The organism is Streptomyces griseorubiginosus (assembly GCF_001514195.1).
Lineage (GTDB): Bacteria > Actinomycetota > Actinomycetes > Streptomycetales > Streptomycetaceae > Streptomyces > Streptomyces griseorubiginosus.
On sequence record NZ_KQ948735.1, the window covers coordinates 944,996 to 960,781 of the forward strand.

The window sequence follows — 15,786 nt, forward strand, 5'->3', positions numbered from 1 at the left end:
CGCAAGCATCGACGCAGAAGATCCTGACACCGGGGTAATCCGTGAAAAAGCTCTCCGCACGACGACGCCACCCGCTGGCGGCGCTCGTCGTCCTACTCCTCGCGCTGGCATGCACCGGGGGGCTGTACGCCGTGTTCGCGCCCGCGAGCAAGGCGCAGGCAGATGAAACCGCCCAGTCCCTGGCCATCGACGAGGGCAAGAAGCTCTTCGCCGTAGGCTGCGCCAGCTGCCACGGCACCGGCGGTCAGGGATCCTCCGACGGCCCGAGCCTGGTGGGCGTGGGCGCCGCGGCCGTAGACTTCCAGGTCGGAACCGGCCGCATGCCGGCCCAGCAGCCGGGCGCGCAGGTTCCGCGCAAGAAGGTCATCTACACGCAGGCCGAGATCGACCAGCTGGCCGCGTACATCTCCTCGCTGGGCGCGGGTCCGAGCATCCCGACCGAGGCGCAGTACGGCCCCGACGGTGCCGACATCGCCAAGGGCGGCGAGCTGTTCCGCGACAACTGCACGCAGTGCCACAACTTCACCGGCAAGGGTGGCGCGCTGACGCACGGCAAGTTCGCGCCGAGCCTCGAGGGCGTCGACCCGAAGCACATCTACGAGGCCATGCAGACCGGCCCGCAGAACATGCCGTCGTTCCCCGACACCACCCTGTCGGAGCAGAACAAGAAGGACATCATCGCGTACCTGAACGCGGTCAACGGCGACGACACCGTGAGCCCCGGCGGCCTTGAGCTGGGCGGTCTCGGCCCGGTCTCCGAAGGCCTGTTCGCCTGGATCTTCGGCCTCGGCGCGCTGATCGCGGTCGCCGTCTGGGTCGCCGCTCGGACCGCAAAGGCCAAGAAGTCATGAGTAGCCAAGACATTCCAGAAGAGAACCTGCCCGCAGAGCAGGGCGCGCACGGCGCGGTAGGCGTCGCGGACGAGCAGAACCCGTTCGCCGACCCCGGTCTCCCGCCGCACGAGCACCGGGTGCAGGACATCGACGAGCGGGCCGCCAGGCGGTCCGAGCGCACGGTGGCCATGCTGTTCACGGTCTCGATGCTGTCGACGATCGGGTTCATCGCCTCGTACGTGAGCATCCCCCACGACAAGTCGATCTTCGTCTTCCCGATCGGCCACATCAACGCGCTGAACTTCGCGCTGGGTCTGACCCTCGGTCTCGCCCTCTTCGCGATCGGCGCGGGCGCGGTCCACTGGGCCCGCACCCTGATGTCCGACGAGGAGATCGCCGACGAGCGTCACCCGATCGAGGCGTCCCCCGAGGTCCGCGCGAAGGTCCACGCGGACTTCAAGCAGGGCGCCAAGGAGTCGGCGCTCGGCCGCCGCAAGCTGATCCGCAACACCATGTTCGGCGCGCTGGCCCTGTTCCCGCTCTCCGGTGTCATGCTGCTGCGCGACCTCGGTCCGCTGCCCGGCACCAAGCTCCGCCACACCATGTGGTCCAAGGGCAAGCTGCTGGTCAACATGAACACCGACCAGCCGCTGCGTCCCTCGGACGTCGCCGTCGGCTCCCTCACCTTCGCCAAGCCCGAGGGCCTGGAGGAGCACTCCGAGGAGTTCCAGACCGAGATCGCCAAGGCCGCCCTGATGATCGTCCGGCTCCAGCCCGACAACATCAAGGACAAGCGCGAGCTCGAGTGGTCGCACGAGGGAATCGTCGCGTACTCGAAGATCTGCACCCACGTCGGTTGCCCGATCTCCCTGTACGAGCAGCAGACGCACCACGTGCTCTGCCCCTGCCACCAGTCCACCTTCGACCTCTCCGACGGTGCCCGGGTGATCTTCGGCCCCGCCGGTCACGCCCTGCCGCAGCTGCGCATCGGCGTGAACGACGAGGGCTACCTTGAAGCGCTCGGCGACTTCGAGGAGCCCGTCGGTCCTGCATTCTGGGAGCGCGGATGAGCACTACAGAGTCCACCGAAGCCCGCTCTCGCGGGAAGGCACCGGCCGGCGAGCGCGTCGCCGACTGGGCCGACGGCCGGCTGGGGATCTACTCCCTGGCCAAGGCCAACATGCGCAAGATCTTCCCCGACCACTGGTCGTTCATGCTGGGTGAGGTCTGCCTCTACAGCTTCATCATCATCATCCTCACGGGTGTGTATCTGACGCTGTTCTTCCACCCGTCGATGAACGAGGTGGAGTACCACGGCAGCTACGTCCCGCTCCAGGGACAGATGATGTCCGAGGCGTTCAACTCGACCATGCACATCTCCTTCGATGTGCGCGGTGGTCTGCTGATCCGGCAGATCCACCACTGGGCGGCGCTGATCTTCCTCGCCGGCATGTTCGTGCACATGATGCGCGTGTTCTTCACGGGTGCGTTCCGCAAGCCGCGTGAGGTCAACTGGCTGTTCGGCTTCCTGCTGTTCGTCCTCGGCATGTTCACCGGCTTCACCGGTTACTCGCTCCCGGACGACCTGCTCTCCGGCACCGGTGTGCGCTTCATGGAGGGCGCGGTCCTGTCCGTGCCGATCGTCGGCACGTACCTGTCGTTCTTCCTGTTCGGCGGAGAGTTCCCGGGCGGCGACTTCGTGGCCCGCTTCTACTCGATCCACGTCCTGCTGCTGCCGGGCATCATGCTCGGCCTGGTCGTCGGCCACCTGATCCTGGTCTTCTACCACAAGCACACGCAGTTCGCGGGCCCCGGCAAGACCAACAACAACGTCGTCGGCATGCCGCTGCTGCCGGTCTACATGGCCAAGGCCGGAGGCTTCTTCTTCCTGGTCTTCGGTGTCATCGCGGCCATCGCGGCGATCGCCTCGATCAACCCGATCTGGTCCATGGGCCCCTACCGTCCCGACCAGGTGTCCACGGGCGCCCAGCCGGACTGGTACATGGGCTTCTCCGAGGGCCTGATCCGTGTCATGCCGGGCTGGGAGATCAACTTCTGGGGCCACACGCTCGTCCTGGGCGTGTTCATCCCGCTGATGATCTTCCCGCTGGTCCTGGTCGCGATCGCGGTCTACCCGTTCATCGAGTCCTGGGTCACCGGCGACAAGCGCGAGCACCACATCCTGGACCGCCCGCGCAACGCCCCGACGCGGACCGCGTTCGGTGTCGCGTGGATCACCTGGTACTTCGTGCTCCTGGTCGGTGGTGGAAACGACCTCTGGGCCACCCACTTCCACCTGTCGATCAACGCCATCACCTGGTTCGTCCGGGTCGCGTTCTTCGTCGCCCCGGTCCTCGCGTTCATCGTCACCAAGCGGATCTGCCTCGGCCTCCAGCGCCGCGACAAGGACAAGGTGCTGCACGGGCGTGAGTCCGGCATCATCAAGCGCCTGCCGCACGGTGAGTTCATCGAGGTGCACGAGCCGCTCAGCCAGGAGCAGCTGCACACGCTCACGGCGCACGAGCAGTACAAGCCGGCCGCGATCGGCGCCACGGTCGACGAGAACGGCGTCGAGCGCAAGGTCGGCCGCTCCGAGAAGCTGCGCGCGAAGCTCAGCGAGGCGTACTACGGCGAGGAAGCGCAGATCGCCAAGCCGACCGTCGAGGAGTACAAGGAGATCACGAGCGGCCACGGCCACCACTGATCACTGCTTGTCGCTGCGCTCGCCACGGCGCGGTAGAAGGGCCCCGTCCGAACACCGGACGGGGCCCTTTGCCGTGCCCCGGGCTGGATAGGGTGGCAGCACACTTTTCTACGACATCTGGAGCGGCCCCATGAGCGCTGTGACCCCCGCTGGAGGCGACACCGCGGCGGGCCGTTCCTGGCCCGAGGTGCTGAACGCCCTGCTGTACGGCCGTGACCAGAGCGCCGACGCGACGGCGTGGGCGATGGACCGGATCATGCAGGGCGAGGCGACCGACGCGCAGATCGCCGGTTTCGTGGTCGCCCTCAGGGCCAAGGGCGAGACGGTCGAGGAGATCAACGGGCTGGTGCGGACGATGTACGCGCACGCCAACGTGATCGAGGTGCCCGGGCGGACGGTGGACATCGTCGGCACCGGCGGCGACGGCGCCAAGACCGTCAACATCTCCACGATGTCGGCGATCGTCGTGGCCGGCACGGGTGCCACGGTCGTCAAGCACGGCAACCGGGCCGCCTCCTCCGCGTCCGGCGCCTCGGACGTCCTGGAGAAGCTCGGCGTCAACCTGGAGCTGACCCCGCAGCGGGTGGCCGAGGTGGCGGGCGAGGCCGGGATCACCTTCTGCTTCGCGATCAAGTTCCATCCGGCGCTGCGGCACGCGGGCGCCGCCCGCGGTCAGTTGGGCATCCGCACGGTGTTCAACATCCTCGGCCCCCTGACCAACCCCGCGCGGGTGCGGTCCCAGGCGGTCGGGGTCGCCGATCCGCGCATGGCACCCGTCGTCGCGGGCGTCTTCGCCGAGCGCGGCAACTCCTCCCTGGTCTTCCGCGGTGACGACGGCCTCGACGAGCTGACGACCACCTCGACCTCGCACGTCTGGGTCGTCCGGGACGGCAAGGTGACCGAGGAGAGCTTCGACCCCCGGGACGTCGGCATCGACCTGGTCCCGGTGGAGGCCCTGCGCGGCGGTGACCCGGCGTACAACGCGGAGGTCGCCAGGAAGCTCCTGGACGGCGAGAGGGGCCCGGTCCGCGACGCCGTACTCCTGAACTCGGCGGCCGCGCTGGTGGCCCTGGATCCGGGCACCGGGACCCTTGCCGAGCAGCTGCGGGCCGGGATGGACAAGGCCGCGGAGTCGATCGACTCCGGGGCGGCCAAGCGGACCCTGGAGCGCTGGGTGGCCGCGAGCAACGCCTAGCGGCAGGCGGGGTGTCGTCCCGCGATCCGGACACGGGTTGCGGGACGACGATCACCTCACGTAAGTTTTTCGACCAGGTCATGAGTGACAGTCATGAGGCCCCGGCCGACTGTCCGGCAACCCTCCGTCCGTGGCGGGGTGCCCCGGGTGAAGACCAGGCCGCAGGCAGCGAGGTCTGCGGCAAGCGCGGATCCCTCACGAACCAGGGATCCTGGTCGTTCGAGGAGTCTTCCGTGAGCAAGCGAATGCGATAGGGCGCCGAGCCCCCACCTCCGCACACCCATCTCACCTTTCTCTTTTGCCCGGGAGTTCCCCATGTCCGTCTCCACCGCTGCCTCCGCCCAGACCATTTGTGCCCAGCTGCCCGTTCTGGGCAGGGATGTCACCGTCCCGCTCGTGACCGGCGGCGAGGTCACCTACGCGGCGCTCGACTACGCGGCCAGCGCCCCCGCCCTCCAGCGCGTCTGGGACGACGTGGCGGCCTACGCGCCCTACTACGGCAGCGTGCACCGCGGGGCCGGCTACCTCTCCCAGCTGTCGACCGACCTGTTCGAGAACGCCCGCCGGACCGTCACCGAGTTCCTCGACTGCCGCGAGGACGACCAGCTGATCTTCACCCGGTCGACCACCGACTCGCTCAACCTGCTCGCCGCCGCGCTCCCGGCCGACTGCCAGGTCTTCGTCTTCGAGACCGAGCACCACGCCAGCCTGCTGCCCTGGAAGGACGCCCGGGTCAGCTACCTCGACGCCCCCCGCACCCCGCGGCAGGCCGTCGAGACCCTGGAGAAGGCCCTCGCCGCCCGCGACCCGCAGGGCCCGGCCCTGGTCTGCGTCACCGGCGCCTCCAACGTCACCGGCGAACTGTGGCCGGTCCGCGAGCTGGCCGCCGCCGCCCACGCCCACGGCGCCCGGATCGTCCTGGACGCCGCCCAGCTCGCCCCGCACCACCCGGTGAGCGTCCGTGACCTGGACGTCGACTGGGTCGCCTTCTCCGGCCACAAGCTCTACGCCCCGTTCGGCTCCGGCGTCCTGGCCGGCCGTGCCGACTGGCTCAAGGCGGCCGACCCCTACCTCGCCGGCGGTGGCGCCAGCCGCAAGGTCACCCGGCGCGAGGACGGGGGAGTGGACGTGGAGTGGCACGACACCGCCGCCCGCCACGAGGCCGGCTCCCCGAACGTCATCGGCGCCTACTCCATCGCCTCGGCCTGCAAGGCCCTCACCGAGGCCGGCTTCGACACCCTGGTCGCCCGTGAGCAGCACCTGATCGCCAAGGTCCGCGCGGGGCTGGCGGAGGTCCCCGAGGTCCGCGTCCTCTCCCTGTTCGGCGACGACGCCCCCCGCGTCGGCGTGATCTCCTTCGTCGTCGAGGGCTGGAACAGCTCCCACTTCGCCGCCGCGCTCTCCGCCGAGTACGGCATCGGCGTCCGCGACGGCCTCTTCTGCGCCCACCCCCTCGTCCGCACCCTCCTCGGCAGCGACCCGCAGACCCAGGGCGAGTGCGGGGCCCCCGAGGCGGCGCCCGGTGAGAAGTCCCTGAACGCGATCCGGGTGAGCTTCGGCGCGGGCACCCCGGACGAGCACGTGGAGCGTTTCGTGAAGGCCGTGAAGGAGCTGGTCGCCGACGGTGCGAAGTGGTCGTACCGCACCGAGGACGGGCGCTGCGTCCCGGCCGTCTGACCGACTGACCCTTACCTACGGCGTATACGCTCGCCCGAGAGCCGTACGAGGCAGGGGGAGCACGGGGTGCAGGAGCTGCGGGAGACCGATCCGCGGACCATCGGACCGTACGGGGTCCTGGGCAGACTCGGGTCGGGCGGCATGGGCGAGGTGTACCTCGCCGAGGCGCGGGGCGGGCTCAGGCTCGCGGTGAAGGTCGTCCGCGCCGAGCACGCCGAGGACCGCACCTTCCGCGCCCGGTTCCGGCACGAGGTGCGGGCGGCGCAGACCGTCGGCGGAGCCGGCACCTACACCGCGCGGGTCGTGGACGCCGACACCGAGGCCGCGCGGCCGTGGATGGCCAGCGAGTTCGTGGCGGGCCCGAACCTGCGGGACGCGGTGCTCGACCGGGGGCCGCTGGGCGCGGACGCGGTACGGCTGCTGGCGGGGGCGCTCGCCGAGGCGCTCGCCGCGATCCACGCCAAGGGCCTGGTGCACCGGGACCTCAAGCCCTCCAACATCCTGCTCGCGCCGGACGGGCCCCGGGTCATCGACTTCGGGATCGTCCGGGCGCTGGAAGGGACCGCGCTGACCCGGACCGGGGTGGTCGTCGGGTCGGTCGGCTACCTCTCGCCCGAGCAGATCCGCAACGGCGCCCAGGTGGTCCCGGCCAGCGACGTCTTCTCCCTGGGCGCGGTCCTCGCCTACGCCTCGGGCGGGAAGGAACCGTTCGGCGAGGGGCAGGACTCGGTCGTCCTGCTGCGGATCCTGACCGGGGACGTCGACCTGTCCGCCGTACCGGAGGAACAACTGCCGCTGGTGGAGGCCTGTCTGCGGGACGATCCCGCGGCGCGGCCCACCCCCGCCGAACTGGTCGCCGCCGTGGGGCACACCGCCGGCTCGCTGCGGGAGGGTCTGCGCGAGGGGTGGTTCTCCGGAGGGCCGCCCACCGTGGCCCTCGGCGCCGACGAGCGCTGGGTGCCGGAGGACGGGGCGCGGGAGCGGCTCAGCGGGGTGGAGTACATGGCCCCCATGACGACGGTCACCGACGTACCCGAGGCCACCGGCCCCGCCCCGGCGAAGCCCTCGCGGCGGCGGATCCTGGCGGCCTGGGCCGGCGGCGCGGGAGCGGTCGGCGCCGGGGGCCTGGGCTGGTGGCTGCTGCGGGGCTCCTCGCACTCCGCCGCCTCCACGGGCGCGGGACGGTCCGTGCAGGGCGGGCCGGTCGCGGCCCAGGTGGGATGGACGTACGCCGTGCAGGGGCTCGGCGGGCGGCGCGGCCCCTGTGCCGCCGTCTCGCCCGACGGCACCCGGGTCTACGTCGGCGGCGCGGACGGCGCGATGCACGCCCTGGACCTGAGCGGCCGGCCGGTGTGGCGGACCGCGCTGGGCGGCGAGGCCATGTCCCCGCTCGCCACCGCGGACGGCGTGTACTGCCTGCTGGAGAACGACCGGGAAGGGGCCTCCGCACTGTGCGCGCTCGGCCCGCGCGGCAAGGTCCGGTGGAAGAAGGCGTTCGCCGCGAACAGCCAGTTCCCGGTCGCCTCCGGACGACTGGTCCTGGTCTCCTACGGCGACGGCTCGGACGCGGGCGGGGTGCGCGCCTACGCCCCGGACGGCAGTGTGCGCTGGTCCACGCCCACGGGTGCGGCGCCCACCAGCGAGCCCCTGGTGGCGGACGGGGTGGTGTACGTCGGCACCTTCGGGGACGAGGTGCAGGCCCTGGACGCGAAGACCGGCAGGCGGCTCTGGGCCACGAAGGCCGGCGCCGACACCGGGCGGCCCACGCTGGTCGGCGGCACGCTCATGGTCGGCTCCGGCGGCGAGCAGATGCTGCACGGCCTCAGCCGCGCGGGCCGGCTCCTGTGGAACTCGGCCAACGACAAGGTGTACGGCAGCCGCTACTTCACCTGCGTGCCCTTCGCGGGGCTCGGCATCGCCGCGTCCGACTTCGAACTCGTCGCCCTCGACCCCGCCGACGGATCGACGGCGTGGTCCTTCCAGTTCACCGACGACGGGAGCCAGTACAGCGACCCGGTGGTCCACGGCGACACCGTCTACGTACGGCGGGGTTCGACGCTCTACGGTCTCGACCGCAAGGGCCGGCGGGTCTGGCGGAAGCGGGTCGAGGGCGGTGCGTCGGTCGGCACCCAGTCACCGGTCGTCCGGGACGGCCGGGTCTACGTCGCGACCGCGGACGGCATCACGGCGCTCGCGCTGGACTCCTAGCCGCGGGGGCCGGTCAGCCGTCGAGGCCGGTCAGCCGTCGACGCCGGTCAGCTGTCGAGGCCGATCGCGAAGGCGGCCTCCAGGTCGTGCTGGGAGTACGTGCGGAAGGCCACGTGGGTGTCGGTGGCCTCCACGCCGGGGATCTTGCTGATGCTGCCGGGGATGACCTCGGCGAGGTCCTCGTGCTGCTTCACCCGGACCATGGCGATCAGGTCGTACGTGCCCGTCACGGAGAAGACCTCGCTCACGGACTCCAGCGCGGCGATCCGCTCCGCGATCTCGGGGATCCGGTCCACGCTGGTCTTGATGAGGACGATCGCGGTGATCACGGCTGGTTCTCTCCCTCGGGGGCCGGAGCTGGGGCGACCTTCACTCTAGTGGTACGGCCGAAGCGCACCCAGGCGAAGGCCAGGCCCAGGCCGAAGCCCACCACGTGGGCGAGATAGGCCACCCCCGGTCCCTCGTTCGCCCGGCCCGCCGCCAGCCATTGCAGCGTGGCCCAGAACGGCAGGACCACCCAGGCCGGGAAGCGCAGCGGGAGGAAGAAGAGGAACGGCAGGAGACTGGTCACCCGGGCTCGGGGGAACAGGAAGAGGAACGCCCCGAGGACCGCGGAGATCGCCCCGGACGCGCCCACCAGGGACTGCTCCGAGCCGGCGTTGGCGGCCGCGTAGCCCAGCAGGGCGAGGTAGCCGCAGCCGAGGTAGAAGAGGAGGAACTGCACCCGGCCCATCCGCTCCTCGGTCATCACGCCGAAGACGTAGAGGAAGAGCATGTTGCCCAGCAGGTGCACCCAGCTGCCGTGGATGAACAGCGCGGTGGCGGGGGACAGGGCGGCGCCGGCGGAGCCCTCGAAGAGCTCGGCGGGGACCACGCCCCAGCGGTGGAAGTACGCCCGCTGGGCGGCCAGGAGCGCGTCACCGTGGCCGTAGGCCGGATTGAGGCCGGACGCGGGCCCGACCAGGAAGACCAGGAAGCACAGGGCGATCAGGCCGTAGGTGACCGGTGCCGACCCCCGAAGCGACGTGCTTGCTGCACCGACCGTCACCCTCCAGTTGCGGATCATGAACACAGAGCATGACGTAACGGGACGCAAGCCGACAGACCGCCTCGCCGCCGTGGACGCCCGAGCGGCGAGTACCCGCCAGGCCGTAGGGTTACGTGCCACACCCCGGGAGCCCGGAGTGTCGCGGACAATAGAAGGCCTAGAAGGAAAGAGCACAGCCACGATGACGGTTCCCCTCCCGACCGCCTCGACGCGGTGGCGCTGCACCCTCTGCGGCAACCTCACGCGCTTCGACGTGACCCGCTCGTCGAAGGTCGTCGAGTACGTCCACCTCGACCTGGCCGGAGAGCCGAAGGTCGAGGAGCGCGAGGTGGTCAGTGAGACCATCGAGTCGGTGCGGTGCCGCTGGTGCAACGCCGTGGACCAGGTGGAACTCGTCGACAGGCCGGGCGCCGACTCCTGAGCGGAGCGGCCCCGCAGGTATTGGGGTGTGACGGATGGTGGAGACCACGGGCGGGGGGCCGGGCGACGGCGCCGCCGAGGTGCTCGACCGTCCGCTGCCCGACGGTGTGCGGCGCCGGGTCGTGCACATCGTCTCGGAGGGCTTCGGCGGGCTGACCGTCGGCGAGCTGCCCGCCCAGCTGCGGCAGTACGCCCGGTTCGCGCCCAACCGGCGCGCCAAGTTCGCGGGCAACGCGATGGCGGCCGCGCTGGAGACCGATCCGCTGTTCCGGCAGCGCATCGCGGAGAAGTTCAGAGAGACCCAGCCGGAGCTGTGCGGTGCTCTGGACTCCGGTGCGCCGCCCCCGGCCGCGGATCCGCTCGACGTGGCGGCCGCGGCCTATGTGCTGCGGCCCACCGGCTGGGTCAAGCTGGTCACCGCGGCCGGCGAGGAGGCCCTGCGCGCGGACGCCGAGCGGGCCGACGAGGAGGCCCGCGCCGAGCTGGAGCGGCTGCGCGAGGAGCTCGCGGCGGCCCGCGACCAGACGCGCGTCGAGACCGAGCGGCTGCGCACCGAGCTGGAATCGGCCAAGAAGGAAGCCGAATCGCTTCACCGCAAACTCCGCGCGGCCCACAGCGACGTCAAGCGCGGCGAGGCGGCCCTGCGCAAGGTGCAGGGCGAGATGGACGCCGTACGCGCCGAGGGCCAGGCCCAGCTGTCGGCCGCGGAGAGCGAGACGCGGCGCCTGAAGGCCCGGCTCGGGGAGGCGGAGGCCGCCCTGGAGGCCACGCGCAGAGCGGCGCGGGAGGGGCGCAGCGTCGAGGACATGCGCGTGCGTCTGCTGCTGGACACCGTGCTGGACGCGGCCCAAGGGCTGCGCCGGGAGCTGGCGTTGCCGCCCGTCTCCGTGCGGCCCGCGGAGACCGTCGACGCGGTCGAACCGGGCCGTATGACCCCGAAGGACATCGCCGCGCGGGCCCTGTCGGAGAACGACCCGGCGATCCTGGACCAGCTTCTCGCCCTGCCCCAGGCGCACTTGGTGGTCGACGGCTACAACGTCACCAAGACCGGCTATCCCCAGATGCCGCTGGAGAAGCAGCGCCTGAGGCTCCTCGGGCAGCTCTCCCAGCTCGCCGCGCAGACCGGCGCCGAGGTGACCTGTGTCTTCGACGGGGCCGAGCTGGCCGCGCCGGTGCTGCTCGCGCCGCCGCGCGGGGTGCGGGTGCTGTTCTCCAAGGCGGGTGTCACCGCCGACGAGTTGATCCGGCAGCTGGTGCGCGCGGAGCCGCCCGGACGGCCGGTGATCGTCGCCTCCACCGACCGCGAGGTCGCCGACGGCATCGCCAAGGCGGGGGCGCGGCCGGTCGCCTCCGCGGTCCTGCTGAAGCGGCTGTCCTAAACCTTAAAGTTAGAGGTTTAACGCCCGAATTGGCCGTTATGGTCACGCAACGTAGCGTCAAGCCGACATCACTGCACGTGAGTTGTGTGTAAAGAATGCATGGCGTGACGGGATTTTGCTCCTGAGGATTTGAACTGATCACAGGAAGGTCACTAGGGTCTGCTCTCGAACCTCCGAGCGGGTGATCACTCAAAAGAAGGAGTTCACCTCCGTGGCGTCCCACCGTCGACCCAAGCAGCCGAGCCGAGTGCGCGTGACCGTGCTCACCACTGCAGCTGCTGCCGCCGTAGCCCTCAGCGCCAACGCCGCCAACGCGGCGCCGAGCGACAAGCACAGCAAGGACGAGGTCAAGGCGAAGGTCGACGCGCTCTACGAGCAGGCCGAGCAGGCCACCGAGAAGCTCAACGGCGCCAAGGAGAAGCAGCAGGAGCTCCAGAAGGAGATCTCCACGGTCCAGGACAACGTGGCCCGCGGCCAGGAGGAGCTCAACGAACTGCGCGACTCCATAGGCCTCGCGGCCGCCGCGCAGTACCGCTCCGGCTCCATCGACTCCTCCCTCCAGCTCTTCCTCTCCTCGAACCCCGAGGACTACCTGGACAAGGCGTCCACCGCCGACCAGCTCAGCGCCCAGCAGGTGGACGCGCTGAAGAAGATCCAGGAGAAGCAGCGCGAACTCGCCCAGGAGCGCGCCGAGGCCACCGAGAAGCTCCAGGACCTCGCGAGCACCCGCGCCGAACTGGCCAAGCAGAAGAAGGCCGTTCAGGCCAAGCTGGCAGAGGCGCAGAAGCTCCTCAACTCGCTGACCGCCGCCGAGAAGGCCGCCCTCGCCGCGGCCGACGCCCGCGCCAGCCGCTCCGCCACCGCGCGCGTGGACCTCGGTGACGCACCGGCCGCCTCCGCCCGGGCCGAGGCCGCCTTCCAGGCCGCCCAGACCCAGCTCGGCAAGCCGTACGTCTACGGCGCCACCGGCACCGCCTCCTACGACTGCTCGGGCCTGACCTCCTGGGCCTACGCACAGGCCGGCGTCACCATCCCGCGCACCTCCCAGGCCCAGGCCAACGCCGGTACCCGGATCTACTCCGAGAGCCAGCTCAAGGTCGGCGACCTGGTCATCTTCTACGGAGACCTGCACCACGTCGGCCTCTACGCGGGCAACGGCCAGATCATCCACGCCCCCCGCACCGGCACCGTCGTCCGCTACGAGTCGATCAACAACATGCCGTTCCAGTTCGGCGTGCGGATCTGAGCCCTTCAGCGGCTCAAGATCGCGACGACTCGCCCCCCGTTCGGGCGAATCCCGGCGACGCCGTCTGACTCCACGCCCCGCCCATGACCTGCGTCTGAGGCGGGGCGTTCCGTTATGCCCCCTCTGAGGTCTTTGGCCGAGTCCCGTTCCCGGGGCTACTGTCTGCCGCGTTCTCGTCCGCCAACGGAAGGAGCGCGGCCTCCGTGGGGTCCCATCGCCGCCTTGTCCAGCCGTCCGGGTTCAACCGGGGCGCCGGTGCCGCCCTATGTGTGCTGTCCGCGGCGGCCGCCGCGCTCGGCGCCGTACCCGCCGACGCCGCTCCGTCCGAGGGCACCCGGGCCGAGGTGGACCGCCTCTACGAGCAGGCCGAGCAGGCCACCGAGGCCTTCAACAAGGCCGACGAGCGCGCCGACGCGCTCCGCGAGGAGATCAGCACCGCGCAGGACGGCATCGCCCGGCAGCAGGAGCGCGTCAACTCCATGCGGGAGGCGCTCGGTTCGCTGGCCGGCGCGCAGTACCGCTCCGGCGGCCTCGACCCCTCGCTCGCGCTGCTGTTCTCCGAGGACCCGGAGGACTACCTCGACAAGGCCGCCGTCCTCGACCGGATCAACGCCCACCAGGCGGGGGAGCTCAAGGACCTCCAGGAGGCCCTGCGCGAACTCGCCCAGGAACGCGCCGAGGCGGCCCGCACGCTCGGCGAGTTGGAGACGAGCCGCAAGGCCGTCGCCACCCACAAGCGCGCCGTCGAGAAGAAGCTCGCCAAGGCACGCGAACTCCTCAACACCCTGCCGTCCGACGAACGGGCCGCCTACGACCGGGCCTCGCGCTCCGGCCGCACCGAGATGCCCGACCTCTCCGGCGCGGTGGCGCCCTCGGGCCGGGCGGCCGCCGCCGTCGCCGCCGCGCAGTCCGCGCTCGGCAAGCCCTACGTGTGGGGCGCCAACGGCCCGAACGGCTTCGACTGTTCGGGCCTGATGCAGTGGTCGTACGCCCGCGCCGGCGTCTCCCTGCCGCGCACCTCCCAGGCCCAGCGGTACGCCGGCCGCCAGGTCCCGCTCTCCCAGGCCCGCCCCGGCGACCTGGTCACCTACCGGGGCGACGCCAGCCATGTCGGCATGTACGTCGGCAACGGCCAGGTCATCCACGCCCCCTACCCCGGCGCCCCGGTGCGCTACGACCCGGTCGGCATGATGCCCGGAGCCACCGTCACGCGCCCCTGACCGGGGGCCGGTGACCCCGTACGATCGGGAAACATGGCTGGTCGAAGGCAGGCGTCGAAACACGGTGTCGTGGTGCTGTGCCTGCTGCTGGCCTCCCTCGTGGCGTGCGGCGGAAGGCCCGCCGCCGACTCCGCCGCTGCGGACGTCCAGCGCGTCCTGGACCTGCGGGCCGCGGCCGTCCTCGACCGGGACCGGGCCGCGATAGCCAGGACGGGCGCGGCGGACTGGTGGAGCGACCTCAGCGCCGTCCCGCTGGCCTCCTGGTCCTACAAGGTCACCTCGGTGCACCGCAGCGGCGCCACGGCCACCGCCGACGCCGAACTCCGTTACCAGGTCCAGGGGTACGACAGCGCCCCCGTCACCGTCGGCCGCGTCCTGGACCTCTCCCTGGACGCCTCCGGGCACTGGTACGTCGTCAGGGAGCGGCCCGCCGCCAAGGCCCCGCAACAGCTGTGGGACCAGGGCCCGGTGACCGTCGTCCGCGGGCGGCACAGCATGGTCCTCGGCGTCGGCCAGTCAGGCGAGAAGCTGCACTCCTTCGCGGACCTGGCCGACCGCGCGGTGCCCGCCGTCTCGGACGCCTGGGGCACCGGGTGGTCCCGGCACGTCGTCGTTCTCGTCCCCAGGTCCCTGGACGGCATGGCGGGCCTGCTGGGCTCGCCCGCCTCCTCGTACCGGGGAATCGCCGCCGTCACCACCGGCGAGACCGGTGCTCCGGCCGAGGCGCCCGCCGACCGGATCATCGTCAACCCCGACGCCTACGCGCTCCTCGGCACCCTGGGCCGGCAGGTCGTGCTGACCCACGAGACCACCCATGTCGCCACCCGCGCCGCCACCACCGCGGCGACCCCGCTGTGGCTGTCGGAGGGGTACGCGGACTGGGTCGGCTACCGGGGCACCGGGCGCACCCCGGCCGAGGCCGCGCCGGAGCTCGCGGAGGCCGTCTCCGCGCGCCGGGTGCCGAGGTCCCTGCCGTCCGACGCGGACTTCGGCTTCTCGGGCAGCGCGACCGGGCTCGCGCTGTCCTACGAGAGCGGCTGGATGGCCTGCCGGATGATCGCGGACCGCTGGGGCGAGGCGAAGCTGGACGCGTTCTACCGAGCGGTGGGCGCCCACGAGAAACGACCGGGCGCGGTCGAGAACGCCCTGGCGAAGACCCTCGACACGAACCTGCGCGACTTCACGACCCAGTGGCGCAACTACCTGCGCGACCGGCTCGACTGACGGCCCGTCTGCCCCTCGGTCAGGACGGCTGCTCCAGCCGCTCGACGGCCTCGGTGAGCCACTCCCGCTCGGCCCGCCCGGTCGCGCGGGCCACTCGCAGCATGCCCTGCCGGAACAGGTCGCCGGTCTCCTCCGCGGACACGGGTGCGCCGGCGTCGTAGAAGAAGCTCGTGGGGGTCTCCAGGAACTCCAGCCGTCGCCGCAGCACGGCCGCCTGTTCGTGCCGGTCCGGGAGATGGCGCAGGAACGCGAGAACGGTGTTGAAGCGGACCTGGTCGGTGATCTCGGCCTGCTTCGGGTGCCGTAGCCGCTCCAGGAGGTCCTCGCGGCCGAGGGCGGTGAGGGAGAGCGTGCGCCGCGGGGCCGCGCTCGTGCCCGGCTCGGAGCGCTCGTCGAGCTTGCCGGCCCCTACGAGCCGGGTGATCGCCGGATAGAGCGCCCCGTCGCTGACCGGGCGGACATGGCCGGTGAGCGCCTTGATGCGCTCCTTGAGTTCGTAACCGTGCAGGGGTTCTTCGGCGAGGAAGCCGAGGATCGACAGCTCCAGCACCGGGATTCCTCCTTGCGGGGTCGTCACTACCGATGCTACCTCTTAACGAGCTACCTCGATTCGAGGTAGCTCGTATCGAGGG

14 protein-coding genes and 1 riboswitch are annotated in these 15,786 nt (G+C 71.2%); of the genes, 11 read left to right on the forward strand and 3 right to left on the reverse strand.

The genetic code is table 11. The annotated features are described in order from the left end of the window. Positions 1 to 41: 41 nt before the first annotated feature. The 6 genes from qcrC to AQJ54_RS10625 all read left to right on the forward strand — a co-directional run bounded on the left by qcrC (position 42) and on the right by AQJ54_RS10625 (position 8,617). Positions 42 to 851 carry a cytochrome bc1 complex diheme cytochrome c subunit gene (gene qcrC / locus AQJ54_RS10600; RefSeq protein ID WP_028809595.1) on the forward strand — a complete coding sequence of 270 codons (810 nt, stop codon included), beginning with the start codon at positions 42 to 44 and terminating at the stop codon, positions 849 to 851. After that, complete coding sequence (qcrA, locus tag AQJ54_RS10605) at positions 848 to 1,903, forward strand: cytochrome bc1 complex Rieske iron-sulfur subunit (RefSeq protein WP_030319113.1); 1,056 nt, start codon at positions 848 to 850, stop codon at positions 1,901 to 1,903. Before qcrC ends, qcrA begins: the two co-directional genes overlap by 4 nt. Further along, complete coding sequence (gene qcrB / locus AQJ54_RS10610) at positions 1,900 to 3,537, forward strand: cytochrome bc1 complex cytochrome b subunit (RefSeq protein WP_062236266.1); 1,638 nt, start codon at positions 1,900 to 1,902, stop codon at positions 3,535 to 3,537. Before qcrA ends, qcrB begins: the two co-directional genes overlap by 4 nt. Before the next feature lie 130 nt (positions 3,538 to 3,667). Then, positions 3,668 to 4,732: an anthranilate phosphoribosyltransferase gene (gene trpD / locus AQJ54_RS10615; protein ID WP_062236269.1), complete on the forward strand. Its 1,065-nt coding sequence runs from the start codon at positions 3,668 to 3,670 to the stop codon at positions 4,730 to 4,732. A 76-nt stretch (positions 4,733 to 4,808) separates the two neighbouring features. After that, positions 4,809 to 4,925, forward strand: a riboswitch (SAM riboswitch). Positions 4,926 to 5,047: 122 nt separating this feature from the next. Beyond that, positions 5,048 to 6,409: an aminotransferase class V-fold PLP-dependent enzyme gene (locus AQJ54_RS10620; protein WP_062236272.1), complete on the forward strand. Its 1,362-nt coding sequence runs from the start codon at positions 5,048 to 5,050 to the stop codon at positions 6,407 to 6,409. Positions 6,410 to 6,475: 66 nt separating this feature from the next. Then, the gene (locus tag AQJ54_RS10625; RefSeq protein WP_062236275.1) at positions 6,476 to 8,617 is read left to right on the forward strand and encodes a protein kinase domain-containing protein; all 2,142 of its coding nucleotides are present in this window, start codon (positions 6,476 to 6,478) and stop codon (positions 8,615 to 8,617) included. A 47-nt stretch (positions 8,618 to 8,664) separates the two neighbouring features. Here AQJ54_RS10625 and AQJ54_RS10630 read toward each other — a convergent pair whose 3' ends face one another. Together AQJ54_RS10630 and AQJ54_RS10635 are read right to left on the reverse strand one after the other, a co-directional pair. Then, positions 8,665 to 8,946, reverse strand: coding sequence for an Lrp/AsnC family transcriptional regulator (locus tag AQJ54_RS10630; RefSeq protein ID WP_020137395.1), 282 nt, complete (start codon positions 8,944 to 8,946; stop codon positions 8,665 to 8,667). Beyond that, the gene (locus tag AQJ54_RS10635; RefSeq protein ID WP_079069839.1) at positions 8,943 to 9,683 is read right to left on the reverse strand and encodes a rhomboid family intramembrane serine protease; all 741 of its coding nucleotides are present in this window, start codon (positions 9,681 to 9,683) and stop codon (positions 8,943 to 8,945) included. Before AQJ54_RS10635 ends, AQJ54_RS10630 begins: the two co-directional genes overlap by 4 nt. A gap of 163 nt (positions 9,684 to 9,846) precedes the next feature. Here AQJ54_RS10635 and AQJ54_RS10640 point away from each other — a divergent pair, with 163 nt between their 5' ends. The 5 genes from AQJ54_RS10640 to AQJ54_RS10660 all read left to right on the forward strand — a co-directional run bounded on the left by AQJ54_RS10640 (position 9,847) and on the right by AQJ54_RS10660 (position 15,154). Continuing rightward, positions 9,847 to 10,086: a hypothetical protein gene (locus AQJ54_RS10640; protein WP_020137397.1), complete on the forward strand. Its 240-nt coding sequence runs from the start codon at positions 9,847 to 9,849 to the stop codon at positions 10,084 to 10,086. A 34-nt stretch (positions 10,087 to 10,120) separates the two neighbouring features. Beyond that, positions 10,121 to 11,464, forward strand: coding sequence for an NYN domain-containing protein (locus tag AQJ54_RS10645; RefSeq protein WP_062236283.1), 1,344 nt, complete (start codon positions 10,121 to 10,123; stop codon positions 11,462 to 11,464). Positions 11,465 to 11,675: 211 nt separating this feature from the next. Further along, positions 11,676 to 12,710, forward strand: coding sequence for a C40 family peptidase (locus AQJ54_RS10650; protein WP_062237107.1), 1,035 nt, complete (start codon positions 11,676 to 11,678; stop codon positions 12,708 to 12,710). Positions 12,711 to 12,913: 203 nt separating this feature from the next. After that, positions 12,914 to 13,930 (forward strand): C40 family peptidase, encoded by a 1,017-nt coding sequence (locus tag AQJ54_RS10655; protein WP_062236286.1) that lies wholly within the window; start codon positions 12,914 to 12,916, stop codon positions 13,928 to 13,930. Between the two features lie 33 nt (positions 13,931 to 13,963). Then, on the forward strand, positions 13,964 to 15,154 hold the full coding sequence (locus AQJ54_RS10660; RefSeq protein ID WP_062236289.1) for a hypothetical protein: 1,191 nt from the start codon (positions 13,964 to 13,966) through the stop codon (positions 15,152 to 15,154). A 19-nt stretch (positions 15,155 to 15,173) separates the two neighbouring features. Here the strand turns inward: AQJ54_RS10660 and AQJ54_RS10665 are convergent, their stop codons facing one another. Further along, complete coding sequence (locus AQJ54_RS10665; protein ID WP_062236292.1) at positions 15,174 to 15,704, reverse strand: PadR family transcriptional regulator; 531 nt, start codon at positions 15,702 to 15,704, stop codon at positions 15,174 to 15,176. Positions 15,705 to 15,786 lie beyond the last annotated feature (82 nt).